This window comes from Bradyrhizobium sp. UFLA06-06 (assembly GCF_054820065.1).
Map to the genome: position 1 here is coordinate 231,716 of NZ_JADFUD010000003.1, position 19,999 is coordinate 251,714.

At 64.8% G+C, this 19,999-nt stretch carries 17 protein-coding genes; 10 read left to right on the forward strand and 7 right to left on the reverse strand.

Features of this window, described 5'->3' with window-relative positions; genetic code table 11:
• The first annotated feature begins 9 nt into the window (after positions 1–9).
• The 10 genes from IF803_RS04230 to IF803_RS04275 all read left to right on the forward strand — a co-directional run bounded on the left by IF803_RS04230 (position 10) and on the right by IF803_RS04275 (position 8,739).
• Positions 10–777 (forward strand): DsbA family protein, encoded by a 768-nt coding sequence (locus IF803_RS04230; protein WP_304500072.1) that lies wholly within the window; start codon positions 10–12, stop codon positions 775–777.
• 62 nt (positions 778–839) lie between these two features.
• A complete protein-coding gene (locus IF803_RS04235) occupies positions 840–1,151 on the forward strand; it encodes a hypothetical protein (RefSeq protein ID WP_461191372.1) in 312 nt (103 codons plus the stop codon).
• 19 nt (positions 1,152–1,170) lie between these two features.
• The gene (locus IF803_RS04240; protein WP_461191373.1) at positions 1,171–1,989 is read left to right on the forward strand and encodes a DUF1236 domain-containing protein; all 819 of its coding nucleotides are present in this window, start codon (positions 1,171–1,173) and stop codon (positions 1,987–1,989) included.
• A 350-nt stretch (positions 1,990–2,339) separates the two neighbouring features.
• Entirely contained in the window at positions 2,340–2,813 is a 474-nt protein-coding gene (gene aroQ / locus IF803_RS04245) for a type II 3-dehydroquinate dehydratase (protein ID WP_092084301.1), read from the forward strand.
• 52 nt (positions 2,814–2,865) lie between these two features.
• Positions 2,866–3,363 carry an acetyl-CoA carboxylase biotin carboxyl carrier protein gene (gene accB, locus IF803_RS04250; protein ID WP_461191374.1) on the forward strand — a complete coding sequence of 166 codons (498 nt, stop codon included), beginning with the start codon at positions 2,866–2,868 and terminating at the stop codon, positions 3,361–3,363.
• Positions 3,364–3,387: 24 nt separating this feature from the next.
• Positions 3,388–4,746 (forward strand): acetyl-CoA carboxylase biotin carboxylase subunit, encoded by a 1,359-nt coding sequence (gene accC / locus IF803_RS04255; RefSeq protein ID WP_461191375.1) that lies wholly within the window; start codon positions 3,388–3,390, stop codon positions 4,744–4,746.
• Positions 4,747–4,845: 99 nt separating this feature from the next.
• Complete coding sequence (locus IF803_RS04260) at positions 4,846–6,375, forward strand: sensor histidine kinase (RefSeq protein WP_461191376.1); 1,530 nt, start codon at positions 4,846–4,848, stop codon at positions 6,373–6,375.
• Entirely contained in the window at positions 6,372–6,812 is a 441-nt protein-coding gene (locus IF803_RS04265) for a response regulator (RefSeq protein WP_076860123.1), read from the forward strand. The genes IF803_RS04260 and IF803_RS04265 overlap by 4 nt, the downstream gene beginning before the upstream one ends.
• Positions 6,809–7,900: a sensor histidine kinase gene (locus IF803_RS04270; RefSeq protein WP_461191377.1), complete on the forward strand. Its 1,092-nt coding sequence runs from the start codon at positions 6,809–6,811 to the stop codon at positions 7,898–7,900. Before IF803_RS04265 ends, IF803_RS04270 begins: the two co-directional genes overlap by 4 nt.
• Positions 7,901–8,103: 203 nt before the next feature.
• Positions 8,104–8,739, forward strand: coding sequence for a hypothetical protein (locus IF803_RS04275; RefSeq protein ID WP_461191378.1), 636 nt, complete (start codon positions 8,104–8,106; stop codon positions 8,737–8,739).
• Positions 8,740–8,980: 241 nt separating this feature from the next.
• Here the strand turns inward: IF803_RS04275 and IF803_RS04280 are convergent, their stop codons facing one another.
• The 7 genes from IF803_RS04280 to IF803_RS04310 all read right to left on the reverse strand — a co-directional run.
• Positions 8,981–9,307, reverse strand: coding sequence for a BA14K family protein (locus tag IF803_RS04280; protein WP_461191379.1), 327 nt, complete (start codon positions 9,305–9,307; stop codon positions 8,981–8,983).
• Between the two features lie 11 nt (positions 9,308–9,318).
• The gene (locus tag IF803_RS04285; protein WP_461191380.1) at positions 9,319–9,627 is read right to left on the reverse strand and encodes a hypothetical protein; all 309 of its coding nucleotides are present in this window, start codon (positions 9,625–9,627) and stop codon (positions 9,319–9,321) included.
• An 8-nt stretch (positions 9,628–9,635) separates the two neighbouring features.
• A complete protein-coding gene (locus IF803_RS04290; protein WP_461191381.1) occupies positions 9,636–11,072 on the reverse strand; it encodes an efflux transporter outer membrane subunit in 1,437 nt (478 codons plus the stop codon).
• A 36-nt stretch (positions 11,073–11,108) separates the two neighbouring features.
• The gene (locus IF803_RS04295) at positions 11,109–14,393 is read right to left on the reverse strand and encodes an efflux RND transporter permease subunit (RefSeq protein WP_461191382.1); all 3,285 of its coding nucleotides are present in this window, start codon (positions 14,391–14,393) and stop codon (positions 11,109–11,111) included.
• Positions 14,394–14,396: 3 nt separating this feature from the next.
• The gene (locus tag IF803_RS04300; protein WP_461191383.1) at positions 14,397–17,504 is read right to left on the reverse strand and encodes an MdtB/MuxB family multidrug efflux RND transporter permease subunit; all 3,108 of its coding nucleotides are present in this window, start codon (positions 17,502–17,504) and stop codon (positions 14,397–14,399) included.
• The gene (locus IF803_RS04305; protein ID WP_461191384.1) at positions 17,501–18,832 is read right to left on the reverse strand and encodes an MdtA/MuxA family multidrug efflux RND transporter periplasmic adaptor subunit; all 1,332 of its coding nucleotides are present in this window, start codon (positions 18,830–18,832) and stop codon (positions 17,501–17,503) included. The genes IF803_RS04300 and IF803_RS04305 overlap by 4 nt, the downstream gene beginning before the upstream one ends.
• Before the next feature lie 178 nt (positions 18,833–19,010).
• On the reverse strand, positions 19,011–19,999 hold a 989-nt coding region (locus IF803_RS04310; RefSeq protein ID WP_461191385.1), incomplete at its 5' end, for a DASS family sodium-coupled anion symporter.

Below are 19,999 nucleotides of genomic sequence, written 5' to 3' on the forward strand. Positions count from 1 at the left end.
GATTTTGTCATGCCAGCGCTTCGTTTTCTTGCCCCCGCCCTGCTCGCGCTCGGCGTTTGCGCCGCGCCGCTTTCGGCGTCCGCGCAGAGCTTCACCGACACCCAGCGCGGCGACATCGAGACCATCGTGCGCAACTATCTGATCGCGCACCCGGAGGTGCTCGAGGAGGCGATGAACGAGCTGAGCAAGCGGCAGGCCGCCGCCGAAGCCGAGAAGCATGAGCAGAGCGTCGCCAAGAACGCCGACACGATCTTCAATTCGCCGCGCGGCGTCATGCTCGGCAACAAGGACGGCGACGTCACCTTCGTCGAGTTCTTCGATTACAATTGCGGCTACTGCAAGCGCGCGATGTCCGACATGCTCGATTTGATGAAGGCGGATCCGAAGCTGAAGGTCGTGCTGAAGGAATTCCCGGTGCTGAGCCAGGGCTCGGTCGAGGCCGCGCAGGTCGCGGTCGCCGTGCGCATGCAGGATCCGACCGGCAAGAAATATCTCGATTTCCACCAGAAGCTGCTCGGCGGCCGCGGCGCCGCCGACAAGGCGCGCGCGCTGGCGGTCGCCAAGGAAGTCGGTCTCGACATAACGAAGATCGAGAAGGATATGGCGAGCCCCGAAGTGAAGGCGACCATCGAGGAGAACTTCCGCCTCGCCGAATCCATGGGCATGAACGGCACGCCGAGCTACGTGATCGGCAAGCAGGTCGTGATCGGCGCCGTCGGCGTCGACAATCTCAAGGAAAAGATCGGCATTGCCCGCTGCGGCAAGGCGACCTGCTGATCGCCGCTTCGACAGCGCGCATCGCGTACAAAATCCGGCTGCCATGCAGCCGGATTTTTTTATTGTCGTCACCAAACCGATTCCGCGCGGGCCGCAACCAAGGGCCGTCACCAACAACGGAAGTCGCGGGATGCCGAAATACAGCGCGGCCTAATCTCGAGATCGAAGAGCATTTCGGCGGCTTCAATTTCGGCGGCGGCAACGGCCAGCGCGATCTTGCGAGCATCGAGTTCGACTGGGCCCGCGCGGTTGAAGCAGCCGCGCATTCATCTCGCGCGTTCATCGCGCATTCACCTAAAGAACAAACCGCAAGGAACCGCAAATCAACAGGAACATCGCACATGCTCTCCCGTTGTCGGCGCGGGCAATGCTGAAAAACGAGGAGGAATTACGATGTCTAACCGCTTTCTGATTTCGGTCGCCGCAGCCGCTTTGATCGCCGGCACCGGTTTCGCGAACGCACAGGGCGCCGGCGGCGCCAACAGGGAAACCGGGGCTGGTGGTGGTGCGACCACGCAGCAGTCTGCACCGTCCGGTGGCGCGTCATCGGGCACCATGCAGCATGACAAGAGCGGCATGAAGGGTTCCGAGCATTCGACGACGGGTGAGTCGAGCACCAAGGGGGCTGAGTCCGACAAGTCCGGCACGGCCACCAAGGGTGCGCAGGACAGTACCCAAAAGTCGAAGGGCATGAGCTCGGAGAACGATGCGGCCAAGGGCTCCAAGGAGGGCTCGAAGGATATGAAGGCTGAGGGTCGCGACAAGAGCGGCAACATGAAAGCCGAGGAGCGTGACAAGAGCGGCAAGATGAATGCCGAGAGCCGCGACAAGAGCGGTAGCGGTGCCACGACCAACCAGAACGCCCAGACCAAGAGCCCGTCCGACACCAACCGTGCGCAGACCAACGACACGAGCCGCACGCAGACGACGACCGGTAACGCGGCAACGTCGGCGACCGCGGCTCCGCCGGCCGAGAAGCGCACTCAGATCACGACCGCGATCAAGTCGGAGCACGTGACCGAAGCCACCAACGTGAACTTCAACGTGTCGGTCGGCACCCGCGTTCCGGCTGACATTCACTTCTACCCGGTGCCGGAGCGGGTCGTGACGATCTACCCGCAGTGGCGCGGCTATCAGTTCATCCTGGTCAAGGGCCGCTACGTGATCGTGCAGCCTGAGACCCATGAGATCGTCTACATCATCGAGGGCTAGACCGGCCTCGGTGCGAGGGAGCCAAGACGGGCCCTCGAAGACGGACCCTCGCCTCACCTCGACCCCGCCCCTTTTGGGGCGGGGTCTTGCTTTCGGCCGCAACCCGCACCGCGCCAGTGGATGGCGGGCCGGAGCGCCCGCCGAAGGCAGCTTCCGCAAGATTTGGTTAATCAGCATTTTCCGTAGGTTAGGGCAGCCATCTAACAGGGCGGAGGAAGTTGTTGAAGACGTTCCGATTTCACCTAAAGACTTCCCCTTCGGCCGGTTGTTACCTATAACCCGGCCCACTCCACCCCTTGTCGGATCCCCTCTCGGAACTTTGGCCGGAACCCTTGGCAGGAAACTCTGGAATGGCTGCTGCCGGAACGATCTATGTGCTGAACGGCCCGAACCTCAATCTGCTGGGGACGCGCGAGCCGGAGACCTACGGCCATGCCACCCTCGCCGATGTCGAGAAGCTGTGCGCGGACACCGCGCGCCAGTTCGGGTTGACCGCCGACTGCCGGCAGTCCAACCGCGAGGGTGAGTTGATCGACTTCATCCATGAGGCCCATGCCAAGAAGGCGGTCGGCATCATCATCAACGCCGGTGGCTACTCTCATACCTCGATCGCGCTGCATGACGCGCTGGTCGCGGTCAAGATTCCCGCGGTCGAAGTTCATGTCAGCAACATCCACGCCCGCGAAAGCTTCCGGCACCACTCGTTCACTGCTAAAGCCGCCTTCGCGTCACTTTGCGGCTTCGGCATCGACGGCTACCGGCTTGCCATCATCGGCCTCGCCACCAGGATCGGCGTCAAGATCGACGCCAAGCCAAAGACTTAATCGTCAATCCTGACGTTCCCCGTCACCAGACAGAGATTTTGGATCACAGAGCATGGCGCGCCAGCCAGACGACAAATCAGCCGCAAAAAAGAACGACTCCAAGAGCGACGACAGCGTCCTCATTCGCGAGCTCGCGCTGCTGCTCGCGGAAACCAATCTGACCGAGATCGAGATCGAGCGTGCCGGCCTGCGTGTCCGCGTCGCGCGCAACATCAGCATCGCGGCCTCGGTGCCCACGGCCTCCTTGGCGGGCGTTGCCGCACCGGGTGCCGTGGCCGTCCCGGTTGCTACGGCTGCGACCGACCTCGCCAAGCACCCGGGCGCCGTGCCCTCGCCGATGGTCGGCACCGCCTATTGGGCGCCCGAGCCGGGCGCCAAGCCGTTCATTGAAATCGGGACCAAGGTCTCCGCCGGCCAGACGCTTCTGATCATCGAGGCGATGAAGACGATGAACCAGATCCCGTCGCCGCGCGCGGGCACCGTGACGCAGATTCTCGTCGAGGACGGCCAGCCGGTCGAATTCGGCGAGCCGCTCGTCATCATTGAATAGCTTCCGTCAACACCAGGCGCTGCGATGTTCGACAAGATCCTCATAGCCAATCGCGGCGAGATCGCGCTTCGCGTGCTGCGCGCCTGCAAGGAGCTCGGCATCTCGACGGTTGCGGTGCATTCCACCGCCGACGCCGACGCCATGCATGTGCGGCTCGCCGACGAGAGCGTGTGCATCGGCCCGCCGCCGTCGAAGGATTCCTATCTCAACGTGCCAGCGCTGCTCGCGGCCTGCGAGATTACCGGCGCCGACGCCGTGCATCCGGGCTACGGCTTCCTGTCCGAGAACGCGCGCTTCGCCGAGATCCTCGCCGACCACAATCTGGGCTTCATCGGACCGAAGGCCGAGCACATCCGCCTGATGGGCGACAAGATCGAAGCCAAGAAGACCGCAAAGCGCCTCGGCATTCCCGTGGTGCCCGGCTCGGACGGCGCGGTGACCTCGGAGGCCGACGCGCTCGCGAGCGGCAGGGAGATCGGCTTTCCGGTGCTGGTGAAGGCGGCGGCCGGCGGCGGCGGCCGCGGCATGAAGGTCGCCCACACCGAGGCCGACCTCGCGCTGGCGCTCTCGACCGCGGCCAACGAGGCCAAGTCGGCATTCGGCGACGCCTCGGTCTACCTGGAAAAATACCTGCAGAAGCCGCGCCACATCGAGATCCAGATTCTCGGCGACGGCCGCGGCGGCGCCATCCATCTCGGTGAGCGCGACTGCTCGCTGCAGCGCCGTCACCAGAAGGTCTGGGAGGAAGGCCCCTCGCCCGTGCTCGCGGCGGCGGCGCGCGCCAGGATCGGCGAGACCTGCGCCAAGGCGATGCGGGACATGAAATATCTCGGCGTCGGCACCATCGAATTCCTCTACGAAGACGGCGAGTTCTATTTCATCGAAATGAACACGCGCATCCAGGTCGAGCATCCCGTCACCGAAAGCATCACCGATATCGATCTCGTGCTGGAGCAGATCCGGATCGCCGCCGGCGGCGACCTTCCGGCCAAGCAGGACGACATCGCGATCATCGGCCACGCCATCGAGTGCCGCATCAATGCGGAGAACCCGCAGACCTTCCGTCCCTCGCCCGGACGGATCACGCAATTCCATCCGCCTGGCGGCCTCGGCGTGCGGATCGATTCCGCCGTCTATCAGGGCTATGTGATCCCGCCCTATTACGACTCGCTGGTCGGCAAGCTGATCGTGCACGGCAAGACCCGCGGCGAATGCCTGATGCGGCTGCGCCGGGCGCTGGACGAGATGGTGGTCGACGGGATCGAGACGACGCTGCCGCTGTTCCGCGCGCTGGTGCGCGAGCCCGATATCATCGAGGGCGACTACCACATTCACTGGCTGGAGCAGTACCTCGCCGGTCAGCCGTCCGACGCTGCAAAATAGTTCGGAACTCCGTGGAACCCGGCCCTTCCTCAAACGTACTATAGGGTTATTGGCTTTCCACGGGGACGCGTTGAATCCCACTCCCACAGCGAGATCGTCGTGACGCTCGTTTCACGACGCCGGTCGACGTTACAGATCCTCCTGCTGTCGGCGGGATTTTTCGTGCTGGTCGCGGTCAGCGTGGCGTCGGTCGTGCTGGTCAACAAGGCGCGCGAAGACAACGCCTGGGTAATCCACACCGTCGAGACCGAGAGCCAGGTTGCCAACCTGCTGCTCGACATCAGGCGCGCCGAAAGCGCGACCCGGGCGTATCTGCTGACATCAGCACCACAATACCTGTCCGAGTACCAGGCCGCTGCAGCGGGACTCCCGGCCGCGCTCGGTCATCTCCAGATGATGACCGTCGATAATCCGGCGCAGGTCGCCAATGCCGCGAAGCTCAAGGCCGCGGTCGAGCAGCGCCTCGCCGAGTTCGCCCTCAGCATCGAGCGCGTCAAGAACAACGACGCGGCGACCAGCATCGACATCTTGCGCAAGGGCACGTCGACCGATGCGTTGGAGGCGATCGCCCGGATCGGCCGCGACATGCGCGCCGAGGAGGATCGGCTGCTGGCGGGACGCACCGCGACTGCGGACAGGACCCAGGTGCTGGCCTCCTCCGTCACCATCGCCGGCTCCTGCATGGTGTTGGCGCTTGCCGCTCTCTCGTTGGTGCTGCTGCGGCGATCATCGCGGGCGCGCGACGACGCCGAGGCGAGGCTGCGCGACAGCAACCTCAATCTCGAGACCATCGTCGACGAACGCACCTCCGACCTGCGCGAGGCCAACGAGGAAATCCAGCGCTTCGCCTATATCGTCAGCCACGATCTGCGCTCGCCGCTGGTCAACATCATGGGCTTCACCAGCGAGCTCGAGGAACTGCGCGGCGACATCTTCAAGCGGATCGCCACGCTCAATCGCGCCGCGTCGCTGGCGCCGGCGATGCCGGAAGACGCGACCGATGTGGCCGAACCCGAGCTCGAAGGCTCCGACAAGCAGCTATCCGACGATTTCAACGAATCGCTCGGTTTCATCAAATCGTCGATCGCCAAGATGGACCGCCTGATCAGCGCGATCCTCAATCTGACCCGCGAGGGCCGCCGCGAGTTCAAGCCCGAACGCGTCGATCTGCGCGAGCTGATCGACGGCATCGTCAAGACGGTGGCTCACCAGGCCGTCGAGGCCAATGCGACCGTCGAGGTCGGCGCGTTGCCCAATATCGTCAGCGACCGCCTCGCACTGGAGCAGATATTCTCCAATCTGATCGACAATGCACTCAAGTACCTCAGGAACGGCGTTCCCGGCGAGATTTCGATCGAGGGCCGCACCAAGCTCGGCTTCGCGATCTTCGAGATCACCGACAACGGCCGCGGCATCGATCCGAAGGACCATCAGCGCATCTTCGATTTGTTCCGTCGCGCCGGAACCCAGGACAAGCCCGGTCAGGGCATCGGGCTTGCCCATGTCCGCGCACTTGTGCGCAGACTGGGCGGCACCATGTCGGTAGCATCGGAACTTCACAACGGCAGCACCTTCACGATCACGCTGCCTATCAATTGGTCAGGCAAGAATCGGGACAAAGTGACATGAGTGATCCAGTCACCATCATCATGATTGAGGACGACGAAGGCCATGCCCGCCTGATTGAGCGGAATATCCGGCGCTCAGGTGTCAACAATGAGATCATCCCGTTCACCAACGGTACAGAGGCCGTGAACTACCTGTTCGGCAAGGACGGCAGCGCCGTCGAGCGCAAGGGCCAGGCCCTGCTGATCCTGCTCGATCTCAATCTGCCCGACATGACCGGCATCGATATTCTGAAGCGGGTCAAGGAGAACAAGTATCTCAAGTCGACGCCGGTGGTCGTGCTGACCACGACCGACGACTCCCAGGAGATCAAGCGTTGCTACGAGCTCGGTTGCAACGTCTACATCACCAAGCCGGTGAACTACGAAAGCTTTGCCAACGCCATTCGCCAGCTTGGCCTGTTCTTTTCCGTGATTCAGGTGCCGCCGGCTTCCGTATGACCAGCGCAACGCCGACACTGCTCTATATCGACGACGACGCGGCGCTGGCGCGCCTGGTCGAACGCGGGCTGACGCGCGCGGGCTACAAGGTCGTGCACGCCGCAAGCGGCCAGGAAGGCCTCGACCGGCTCGCCCAGGGCGGCATCGACGTCGTCGCGCTCGATCAGTACATGCCCGGCCTCGACGGGCTGGAGACGCTGGAGCAGATCCTCAAGATACCGGACGCTCCGCCGGTGGTGTTCGTCACCGCGTCGCAGGATTCGGCGATCGCCGTCACCGCGCTGAAGGCCGGCGCGGCGGACTACCTGGTCAAGGACGTCAGGGGCGAGTTCATCCCCCTGCTCCAGGTCGCGGTGAACGGCGCGATCCGGCAGGCCGCGCTCCAGAAGGCGCGCGACGAGGCCGAGGCCGAGGTGCACGCCTCGCGCGACCGCTATGCCGCGCTCGCCGCCGAGCGTGAGGTTCTGCTCCGCGAGGTCAACCATCGCGTCGGCAATTCGCTGCAGATCATCGCCTCGCTGCTGCATCTGCAGGCCAACTCCGCGACCCAGCAGGATGTGAAGGCAGCGCTGACCAACGCGATGGGGCGCGTCGCGGCCGTCGCGCAGGTGCACCGCCGCCTCTACACCTCGCACGACTTCAAGACGGTGATGCTCAACCAGTATCTCGAAGCGCTGCTCGAGGATCTCCGGCGATCGGCCGAAGGCAACAAGATGTCGCGACTGACCTTGAAGGCCGACCCGATCGAGATCGACCCCGACCGCGCGGTCGCGATCGGCATCATCGTCAACGAGCTGGTGATGAACGCCGTGAAGTACGCCTATCCCGACGGCGCCGGCCCGATCCATGTCGAGCTGAAGCCGCAAGGCGACGATCTGCAGCTCGCGATCGGCGACGACGGGGTCGGCTTTTCCGACAAGGACGATCCACGCGGCACCGGCATGGGCCAGCGCATCGTCAGCGCGATGGCCGCCAAGCTCGACGCCAGCGTCGAGCGCGACCCCGGCCACAAGGGCACCCGCTTCGTGGTGCGGTTCGCCCGCGTCAGCCCGGCGCTCGACAAATCGACCAGCGCCGCCGCCAGCTAATGCCGCAAATTTCGGCAAATTCGATTGATTTGTCCGGTTCGCTTTAACGGCTACGTCACGCTGTTGATGGATCGCGGCCCGCCGAGCCTGACCGGTTAAGAAAGTTCTGGGCGTCCTTTGCGATGCTTGTGCCAACTGCTTGGCAGGAGCGGCACGCGATGTTCGGGCGCAGGCCAGTTTTTGGAAAGAAGCAAGAGACGACCTTGGGCGAGCTCAAGGAGACCATGCGTCCGGCGCCGGGCGCCGACGGCGCGACGCCCGCTTTTCACAAGCAGCAGTGGGATCACCCGCTGATCGGGTCGATGCTGCGCGATGCAGGCTTCGCGCCTGATGACGAAGCCGGCATCGTGCCGACGGTCGACAATCGACTCGCCGTGTTCGCTGCGGCCAGCAAGCGATTGCAGGACCGTACCGAGACCTTCAACCGCAACATGACTGCGCGCCACGGCCACTGCCACGCGGTGCCGTTCCTGGTCATCGACCAGAAGATCTGGGATGGACCGCATGGCGCGTTTCTCTACGCGCAGATGGGGCTGATCGGCTACGACGAGTGGAACGTGATCATGCTGGCGGGAGACCCGCAGACCACCGTGTCATGCGGCCTGGCAGGCCATCCCGGCTTCCTGCCATCCGTGACGCAAGTCATGACCGAGCATGTGATCGCGTGGAAGGCGCGGCACAACGCCCTGCTCGAGACGTACGGAATCACCGCGACCGGTGGCCGGGAAATTTCGCATGAACAATACGAGATGGAAAAGGACACCCTGCGCAACGAAATCATCGACAAGGCCGGCTGGATGAAGCCGCGCATCATCGACGAGCTCTTGCGCAAGGCCTAAAGCAGGAAGAATTTTGGTTTGAATCGGCTTGGCGCGGTCTCGGTTCACCTCTCCCCGCCGGGGAGAGGTCGGATTGCGAAGCAATCCGGGTGAGGGCTCTTGTTCTCTCGATAGACCGTAATCCCTCACCCGATTTGCTGCGCAAATCGACCTCTCCCAAGGGAGAGGTGAACCTTCGACGCCGCTCCAGCTGAACCTAATCTCATCACGCTTTAGAGGCATCAAGCCTCTCCGAAGCGCCTCACTCGTGCCTGCCGCGGTGCCGGCGTGCGCGGTGCGGACGGCAGTCCTGACACGGTGCGCCAAACACAACCTGCGACGGATAGGGCCGCGCCGAATGCCACGGCGTCGAGCCGAACAGGCCGGCCGCACCGAAACCTGCGCTGAAGGGATCGGCTGCGAAATTGCCGGGGAAATAGCCGTTGGTTCGAAAATCGCGATCGTCGTCCCTGCCGTCGAAATACGCGCCGCCCGTGCTGCCGTAGCGCAACGGCCGCTGCTGGGCCGACGCCGCGGCTACGCTCAGCGCGATGGCGGCGCAGGCGATCAGTCCTCTCATGGCGATCATGGCCGAGACCCTCATTGCGGAATGTTGCCCCAATCGCCCTTCCAGGCGATCAGGCGTCCCTTGCCGAATTGCAGATAGAGCCCGTCGCTGCGCCTCGACAGCACGCTGCCCCTGACATTGGGCAGCGCGACGAACAATTCATTGCCCGGCGTGCCGCGCACGTAATTCAGGGGAACGCCGAGCGACTGGCTGGCCTTCGCGGCGCTCATGCCGAAGGCGAGCGGAACGCTGTTGGGTGGCCGTTGCTGCGCGCGGGACGCGCCGGTCAATGCGCCAAACCCGATGACAAGGGCAACGAGGAGTGTCGCGAAACGCTGCATGGCTGACCTCATGGCACCGCCGCCGCCAGTGTACCGGCGGGCGTCCAGCCGCCGCCGAGCGCCTGGAACAGGCTGCTCGCCGCCAGCAGCTTGTTGAGCCGGACCGTAACCAGATTGTTTTCGGCGGTGAACAGCGTCTGCTGGGCCTGCAGCACCGTGATCAGGTTGACCGTACCGCCGCGCAACTGCGTCTCGGCGACCTCGAACGCCTTGCGCGAGGCGGCGACGACGTCAGACTGCAAGCGCTCCTGCAGTGTGTACTTCTGCAACGCGATCAGCGCCTTCTCGACATCGGCGAAGGCCGACAGCACCGCCTTGCGATAGGCCTGCAGGTTTTGCAGCTGCTGGCCCTTGGCGAGCTTGAGCTGGCTCTCCAGCAGGAAGCCATCGAACAGCGGCTGGGTCAGCCCGGCGGCGAGCGTGTAGTACCAGGCGCCGGGCGCAAACAGCGAGGCCAGCGCCGCGCTCTGGAAGCCGGTGGTGCCGGTCAGCTGAATCTGCGGAAAGAACGCCGCGCGCGCCGCGTCGACGCTGAAATTGGACGACGCCAGCTGCGCCTCGGCCTCGCGGACGTCAGGCCGCTGGTAGAGCAATTCCGACGGCAGTCCCGGCGTCACGCGCGGCACCGCGATCTGTGTGGTGGACCCGCCGCGCACCTTGAAATCGGCCGGCGCGCGCGCCACCAGCACGGCGAGCGCCGCGGTGTTCTGCCCGACCGTCACCTCGAGCGGCGGGATCGCCGCGCGCTGCGTGGCGACCAGCGCCTCCTGCTGCGACAAATCGAGCTGCGAGGCGGTGCCGCCGGCGAATTGCGACTTGATCAGCGCAAGGATGCGCTCGGCCGCCGCGAGGTTGCGGCGGGTGACCTTGATCTGGTCCTGCGCCGCCAGCAGCTGGAAATATGTGTTGGCGACCGTCGCCATCGTGGTCAGCGCCACCACCTCGCGATTGTAGCGCGCGACGGTCGCGCTCTCCTCCGAGGCCGACAGCGTCGCCCGGTTCTTGCCCCAGAAATCGACGATGTAGCTTGCGCTCAGCCCGAGGCTGTATTGCGAGAAGGTGCCGCTGGCGCCGAGCGACGAACTGGACCCCGTTGCCACACGCTGACGCTCGGCATTCGCCGATCCGGAGATGGACGGCAGCAGCGCGGCGCCGGACACGCCGACCTGGGCGTCGGCCTGCACGATCTGGGCGATCGCCACCGCGATGTCGAGATTGTAGAGCTGCGCTGATTCCATCAGCCCGGTCAGCTCGGGCGAGCGGAAGCCGCGCCACCAGGCGAGCGCCGGAACGGCCGCGTCGGCATCGCCCTTGGCCGCAGTCTTGTAGCTCGCCGGCACTTCGAGGCTGAGCTCGGGCTTCTCCGCCCCGGGAATACAGCCGGACAGACCGAGGCTGAGGCCGCCGAACGCCGCCACGCACAGAAACCGGATCGGCTTGCGCATCAACTGAAGATTTCGCAACGCTGCACCTGTCGGCATTTACTCGCCCGCTTGAAGTGAGGAGCCCGGCATCCGCGGCGCGCCGCCGCGGCGGAGGCGCTGGGCCCACAGGCGGAACCGGTCGAGATAGAGGTAGATGACCGGCGTCGTGTAGAGCGTGAGGACCTGGCTCAGGATCAGGCCCCCGACGATGGCGATGCCGAGCGGCTGCCGCAGCTCGCCGCCATCGCCCATGCCGATCGCCAGCGGCACCGCCCCGAGCAGCGCGGCCATCGTCGTCATCATGATGGGGCGGAAGCGCAGCAGACAGGCCTCCCGGATCGCCTCGAGCGGCTCCAGCCCGCGCCTGCGTTCCGCCTCCAGCGCAAAGTCGATCATCATGATGGCGTTCTTCTTCACAATGCCGATCAGCAGGATGACGCCGATCAGCGCCATGATACTGAACTCGGTCTTGAATGCCATCAGCGCCAGCAAAGCGCCCACACCCGCCGAGGGCAATGTGGACAAGATGGTCAGCGGATGGATGTAGCTTTCGTAGAGCACGCCCAGCACGATGTAGATCGCAACCAGCGCGGCCAGGATCAGGAACGGCTGGTTGCTCAGGGAGTCCTGGAACGCCTTGGCGGTGCCCTGGAAGGTGCCGCGGATCGTGGCCGGGACCCCGATCCGGTTCATGGTCGCCTCGATGCTGCCGACCGCCGTGCTCAGCGACACGTTCGGCGGCAGGTTGAACGAGATGGTGTTGGCGACCAACAGGCCCTGGTGATTGACCGCAAGCGGCGTCGCGCCCTGCTTGAACGCTGCAACTTCCGACAGCGGGATCATGGTCTCGCTGCTGGTGGAGACGGCCGATCCGGTCGAGGCCACGCCCTTCCCGGTCGAACCGATCGAATTGGTGGCCTGGTTGCGCGCGGCCTGGGCGTTGGCCGCACTGGCCGCGCTGGAGTTGCCTGGCGCGACGACCGTGCCCGCCACCGCGTTGGTCGATTGCGACCCGCCGACCGATCCGCCGGACGTGCTGATATAGACGTCCTTCAGCGTCTCCGGATTCTGCCAGTAGCGCGGCGCGACCTCCATGATGACGTGATACTGGTTGCGCGCGACATAGATTGTCGACACCTGCCGCTGGCCGAAGGCGTCGTAGAGGGTGTTGTCGATCTGGCTCACCGTGATGCCGAGCCGGGCCGCGGCGTCGCGGTCGATCACGAGATCGGATTCCAGGCCCTTGTTCTGTTGGTCGCTGTTGACGTCGGCGAGATCAGGATCGCGCTGCAGGGCCGCGGCGATCTTCGGCGTCCATTCATTGAGCTCCTCCAGCGTCGATCCCTGCAGCGTGTACTGATACTGCGCGTTCGAGGCCCTGCCCCCGACCCGGATGTCCTGCACCGCCTGCAGGAACAGGCTCGCGCCCGGCACCACCGACATCTCGCGGCGCAGCCGCGCGATCACGCCGTCGGCGCCGATCTTGCGCTCATCGAGCGGACGCAGCGAGACGAACACGAAGCCGGAATTGGTCTGCCCGCCGCCGGTGAAGCCGACCGCCGTCTCCACCGCCGGATCGCGCTTGATGATGCCGACGTACTGCGCGAGCTTCTGCTGCATCAGCTGGAACGACACGCTCTGGTCGGCCTGGATCGAGCCGACCAGCCGGCCGGTGTCCTGCTGCGGGAAGAAGCCTTTCGGGATCACGTCGTAGAGATAGAAGTTGAGGCCGAAGACCGCCGCCAGGATCAGCATCACCGACAACGGATGCGCCAGCGCCGCGGTCAGCGTCCTGCGGTAGAAATTCAGCATTGCGTCGAAGAAGCGCTCGCTCGCCCAATAGAGCCGGCCATGGCCGCCGGCGTCCGGCTTGAGCAGCACGGCGCACATCATCGGCGTGGTCGCCAGCGAGACCGCGAGCGAGATCAGGATCGAGATCGAGATCACCATCGCGAACTCGCGGAACAGCCGCCCGACGATGCCGGCCATCAGCAGGATCGGGATGAACACCGCGATCAGCGAGATGCTCATCGACAGCACGGTGAAGCCGACCTCGTTGGCGCCCTTCAGCGCCGCCTCGAGCGGGCTCAGGCCGTCCTCGATGTAACGGGTGACGTTCTCCAGCACCACGATGGCGTCGTCGACCACGAAGCCGGTCGCGACCGTCAGCGCCATCAGGGAGAGATTGTCGAGGCTGTAGCCGAACAGGTACATCGCCCCGAAGGTCGCGACCAGCGACACCGAGACCGCCACCACCGGAATGAAGGTGGCGCGCGCATTGCGCAGGAACGCGAACACCACGATGATGACCAGCAGCACCGCCAGAACGAGGGTTCGTTCGACGTCCCGGAGCGAGGTGCGGATGGTCGTCGAACGGTCGACCGCAAAGCCGATGTCGATCGCCGGCGAGACCGATGCCTGCAGCTGCGGCATCAGCCCCTTCACGAGGTCGACGGTACTGATGATGTTGGCGTTCGGCTGCCGGTAGAGGATGATCAGCACCGCCGGCTTGCCGTTGGCGAGGCCGGCATTGCGAAGGTTCTCGACGCCGTCGGCCACCTCGCCGACGTCGGAGAGATGAACCGGCGCGCCATTGCGGTAGGCCACGATCAGCGACTTGTAATCATCGGCCTTGTTGGCTTGGTCGTTGGCGTAGACCTGGTAGCGCTGGTCGCCGACGTCGATGCCACCCTTGGGGCTGTGGGCGTTGGCGCTCGACAGCGCCGCGCGGACGTCTTCCAGGCCGATGCCGTATTTGTAGAGCGCCTGCGGGATCAGATCGACGCGCACGGCCGGCAGCGAGCTGCCGCCGACCACGACCTCGCCGATGCCCTCGACCTGCGACAGCTTCTGCGCCAGCACCGTGGAGGCGGCGTCGTAGAGATCGCCGCGCGTCAGCGTATCCGACGTCAGCGTCAGGATCAGGATCGGCGCGTCGGCAGGATTGACCTTGCGGTAGGTTGGATTGCTGCGCAGGCTGGTCGGCAGGTCGGCCCGCGCCGCATTGATCGCGGCCTGCACGTCGCGCGCCGCGCCGTTGATGTCGCGATTCAGGCCGAACTGCAGCGTGATGCGGGTTGAGCCCACCGAGCTCGACGACGTCATCTCGGTGACATCGGCGATCTGGCCGAGATGGCGCTCGAGGGGACTTGCGACCGTGGTCGCGACATCCTGCGGGCTGGCGCCGGGCAGCGTCGCCTGCACCGAGATGGTCGGGAAATCCACCTGCGGCAGCGGCGACACCGGCAGCTTGAAGAACGCGACAATGCCGGCGGCCGCAAGCCCGAACGTCAACAGCGTCGTTGCGACCGGCCTACGGATGAAGGGCGTTGACGGATCCATGGCTCAACGCGACCCGCTCGCCTCGCCGATCTCGTCCGCCCGCCCGGCAAACCGCAGCGCGAGGCGATCGAACCAGAGGTAGATCACCGGTGTCGTGAACAGGGTCAGCAGCTGGCTCACCAGCAGGCCGCCGACGATCGAGATGCCGAGCGGATTCCGCAGCTCGGACCCCGCGCCGCTGCCGAGCATCAGCGGCAGCGCGCCGAGCACCGCAGCCATCGTCGTCATGATGATCGGCCGGAACCGCAGCAGGCAGGCCTGGTAGATCGCCTCCCGCGGCGGCTTGCCCTCGTTGCGCTCGGCGTCGAGCGCGAAGTCGATCATCATGATCGCATTCTTCTTCACGATGCCGATCAGGAGGATGATGCCGATGATCGCGATGATGGTGAGATCCTGGCCTGCCATCATCAGCGCCAGCAGCGCGCCGATGCCCGCGGAAGGCAGCGTCGAGAGGATCGTCAGGGGATGGATGAAGCTCTCATAGAGCACGCCGAGCACGATATAGACCGTGATGATCGCGGCCAGGATCAGGAACAGCTGGTTGGACAGCGAGGACTGGAACGCCAGCGCCGCACCCTGGAAGCTCGTGATCATGCCGAGCGGCTGGTTGATGTCGGCCTGGGCCTGCTTGATCGCCGTCACCGCCCCTCCAAGGGAAGCGCCGGGCGCCAGGTTGAACGAGACGGTCGCCGACGGGAACTGGCCGAGATGCGAGACCTGCAGCGGCGCGGTCTCCACCCGCATCTTGGCCATCACCGACAGCGGCACCGGCGTCGAGCCCACCGATGACGGCAAATAGATCGACGACAGCGAATCCAGCGAAGTCTGCAGCGACGGATCGGCTTCCAGGATCACGCGGTACTGGTTCGAATTGGTGAAGACGGTCGAGACGATGCGCTGGCCGTAGGAATCGTACAGCGCGTTGTCGATCGTCGCCGGCGTGATGCCGAATCGCGCCGCCTGGTCGCGGTCGATGTCCACGAACACCGAGAGCCCCTGCGCCGAGATGTCGCTGGTGACGTCGCTGAGCTCGGGCAATTCCCGGAGCTTGTCGACCAGCTTCGGCGTCCATTCCGCAAGCTCGTTCGGATCGGCATCCTGCAGGATGAACTGGTACTGCGTCCGGCTCACCGTGCCTTCGATGGTGAGGTCCTGGACCGGCTGCATGTAGAGCGTGATCCCGGTCAGCGCCGCCGTGCTCGCCTTGATCCGGTCCATGATCGTCGAGACATTGGCCTTGCGCTGCTCATGCGGCTTCAGATTGATCAGGATGCGGCCGCTGTTCAGCGTGGTGTTGGTGCCGTCGACGCCGATGAACGACGACAGGCTCTGCACGTCCGGATCCTTCAGGATCGCGCTCGCGAGCCGCTGCTGCCGCTCGGCCATCGCCGCATAGGACACCGATTGCGGCGCCTCCGAGATCGCCTGGATCACGCCGGTGTCCTGCACCGGAAAGAAGCCCTTGGGGATGACGACATAGAGCAGTGCCGTCAGGCCAAAGGTGGCGAGCGCGATCAGCAGCACGAAGGTTTGGCGATCCAGCACCCAGTTGAGCATCCGCGCGTAGATCGCGATCACGGCATCGAAGCCTTCGCGGCTGAGCCGCTGGAAGGTGTTTTCCCGCGCCATGGCCTCCGGCTTCAGCAGCTTTGCGCAGGCCATCGGCACCAGGGTCAGCGACACCACGGCGGAGATCAGGATCGTGACCGACAGCGTGATGGCGAATTCGCGGAACAGGCGGCCGACGACGTCGCCCATGAACAGCAGCGGGATCAGCACCGCGATCAGCGACACCGTCAGCGAGATGATGGTGAAGCCGATCTGCTCGGACCCTCGCAGCGCCGCCTCGAGCGGCGACTCGCCCTCCTCGATGTAGCGCGAGATGTTCTCGATCACGACGATGGCGTCGTCGACCACGAAGCCGGTCGCGATCGTCAGCGCCATCAGCGACAGATTGTTCAGGCTGAAGCCGAACAGATACATCGCGCCCAGCGTGCCGACCAGCGAGAGCGGCACCGACAGGCTCGGGATCAGCGTGGCACGGGTCGAGCGCAGGAACACGAAGATCACAAGCACGACCAGGATCACGGCGAGCGACAGCTCGTATTCGACGTCGCGCACCGAGGCCCGGATCGTCACGGTACGGTCGGTCAGGATATTGAGGTCGATCGCGGCCGGCAGCGTCGCCTGCAGCTGCGGCAGCAGGTCCTTGATGCCCTGCACCACCGAGATGACGTTGGCGCCGGGCTGGCGCTGGATGTTGAGGATGATCGCCGGCGTCTCGTTCATCCAGGCGCCGAGCTTGTCGTTCTGCGCGCCGTCGACGACGTTGCCGACGTCGCTGAGGCGGACCGGCGAGCCGTTCTTGTAGGCGATGATCAGCGAGCGGTAGTCGCTGGCATTGCGGATCTGGTCGTTGGCATTGATGGTATAGGCGCGCATCGCGCCGTCGAAATTGCCCTTCGGCGTGTTGACGTTGGCATTGCCGAGCGTGGTGCGGAGATCGTCGATGTTGAGGCCATAGGCCGCGAGCTTGCGGATGTCGGCCTGGATGCGCACCGCCGGCCGCTGGCCGCCGCTGATGCTGACGAGGCCGACGCCGGGCAGCTGCGAGATCTTCTGCGCCAACCGCGTGTCGACGAAATCCTGCACCTGCGTCAGCGGCATGGTCTTCGAAGTCAGGCCGAGGGTCAGGATCGGCGCATCGGCCGGATTGACCTTGGCGTAGATCGGCGGCGCCGGCAGGTCCGACGGCAACAGATTGCCCGCGGCATTGATCGCGGCCTGCACCTCCTGCTCGGCGACGTCGAGCGAGATCGACAGGCCGAATTGCAGCGTGATCACGGACGAGCCCGCCGAGCTCACCGAGCTCATCTGGGTCAGATTCGGCATCTGGCCGAACTGCACCTCGAGCGGCGCCGTCACCGACGAGGTCATCACGTCGGGGCTCGCGCCCGGATAGAAGGTCTGCACCTGGATGGTCGGATAGTCGACCTCCGGCAGCGCCGCGACCGGGAGAAATCTGAACGCCAGCATGCCCGACAGCATGATGGCGATCATCATCAGGGTCGTCGCCACCGGCCGCAGGATGAATGGCCGCGACGGGTTCATTTCTTCTGCCCGTCCTCGGACCGCTTGTGGTGGCCGCCTCCGGGATCGGCGCCGTCCTTGCTATCTCCCTTGCCGTCGCCCTTCGCGGCCCCGTTCGACGTGCCGCTCGCCGTCCCCTTGGCCGCAGCCGCCGGGTTCGCGGCGTCGGCGGCGGAGCGCACGACCACCTTGGCGCCCTCGCGCAGCTTGTCGGCGCCGTCGATCACGATGCGATCGCCGGGCACAAGCCCGGACAGCACCTCGACCCGGTCGCCGTCGGTGACGCCGAGCTTGACCGGCCGCACCGAGACCGTGCTGTCGGCATTGACGAGATAGACGAAGGTGCCGGGTACACCGCGCTGGATGCCGGCGGTCGACATCGTCGTCGCATCCTTGTGGGTATCGAGCAGCAGGCGGACGTTGACGAACTGGTTCGGAAACAGCGTGCGCTTGTCGTTCTCGAACTGCGCGCGCAGCTTGATGGTGCCGGTGGTCGCATCGATTTGGCTGTCGAAGGTCTGCAACGATCCCTCGGCGAGCTTGTTGGCGCCGCTGCGGTCATAGGCCGCCGCCGGCAGCACCGCGCCCTCCTTCAACCGCTTCGCGACCGCCTGCAGATTGTCCTCCGGCAGCGTGAACAGCACGCTGATCGGCTCGAGCTGCGTGATCACGACGAGGCCGTTGGTGTCGCCGGGCGTCACATAGTTGCCGAGATCGACCTGGCGCAGTCCGACGCGCCCGTTGATCGGCGACACGATGTGACAATATTGCAAATTCACCTCGGCCGACTTCACCGAGGCGCGATCGGCTTCCACCGTGCCCTGATACTGTGCGACCAGCGCGACCTGGGTGTCGAGCGTCTGATGCGGCACCGCATTCTGCGCGGCGAGGTTCTGGTAGCGGGTGAGATCGACCTGGGCGCCCTTCAGCTGCGCCTCGTCGCGGGCGAGCTGTCCCTTGGCCTGCGCCAGCGTCGCTTCATAGGGACGCGAATCGATCTCGGCGATCAGGTCGCCCTTCTTGACCTCATCGCCCTCCTTGAAATCGATCTTCATCAGATAGCCGCTGATCTGGCTCCTGATCGTGACGGTCGCGAGCGACGTCACGGTGCCGAGCGCATTCAGGCTGACGCCGATATCACCCTTGCCGATCGTCTCCGGCACGATCGACATCGGCCCGGCGTTGCGCCCGCCACCGGCCTGCGGCGGCGCCGCCTGCTGCCGCGTCCACCAGACGATGCCTGCAAGCACCGCCAGCACGAGACATCCGGTCAGAAACCCTCGCCAACGCGACCCTCGCCTGGTTCGCTCGGGCGCCACAATCGACGGGTCTTTGATCTGCTGGTCCATAACCTGCCCACGAAGAAACACGAATGAGCTCGCGCGGCTCTATGTGTCCCCTGAACTCCGCGCGCGCCACATCCGACGAAGCATTTTGAAGGCTTCTTCCGGACAAAGCGCGTTAAGAATCGGAAAGGAAAGTGCTCCTTCCCGGTCGGCGGCTGTTTCTCGCTGGATTGTGGCTATTTTACCCGATCATTTGTAACCAGGGCAACACGATCAGCAACAATCCGGAAAAGTAGATCAGGCCGAAGATCAGCCCGAATTTCCAGAAGTCGCCTTTGCCGATAAAGCCGCTGCCGTAATACATCGGCGCCGGTCCCGTGGCATAGGGCGAGATCACGCCCATCAGGCCCAGCGAATAGACGCAGAGCAGCATCAGGGTCTGCACCGACAGGCCGGGAATGCTGGAGCCGACGGCGAGCACCACCGGCAGCACGGCGGCGGTATGCGAGGTGATGCTCGAGAAGAAATAGTGGATCCAGAAGAAGAAGGTGACGAGCAGGATCATCCCGACCATCGGCGACGTGCCGGAAAGCGGCTTGGCATAGCCCTCGGCGACCCATTTGATGAAGCCGATCTCGTTGAGGCCCGACGACAGCGTGAGCAGCGAGGTGAAATAGAAAAATACCTCCCACGCGCTCTTCTCCGCGACGATGTCCTCGAACGCGATCACGCCGGTCAGCAGCATCAGCGAGATCACGACGAACACGACCGTGGTCGCGTTGATGAAGTTCGAGCCAAGCAGCGGCACGCTGATATTGGGATTGGAGCCGCAGATCCACAGGAACATCGCGAGCACCACCAGCACCGCCATGATCCATTCGTGCCGCGACGGCGGCCCCATCTTGGCGAGCTCGCCCTCGCTCCAGGTCACGATCTCCGGGCTCTCCTTGATCTCGGGCCGGCAGACCAGATAGCTGAGCAGCGGCACCAGCAGCAGCAAGAGGATGCCGAGCGGCGCGAAGCCGATGAACCATTGCGACCAGCCGACCTCGATGTTGACGAGCTTCTTGGCGATCGAGAGCGCGGCGGCGTTCGGCGCCAGCGCGGTCAGGAACAGCGAGCTGGTGACGGCCGTGGTCGCGAACGCGGTCCACATCACGAAGGTGCCGATCTTGCCCGCGGTCGGGCCGGGCTCGGAACCGTAGATGCGCGGGATGTTGCTGACGATCG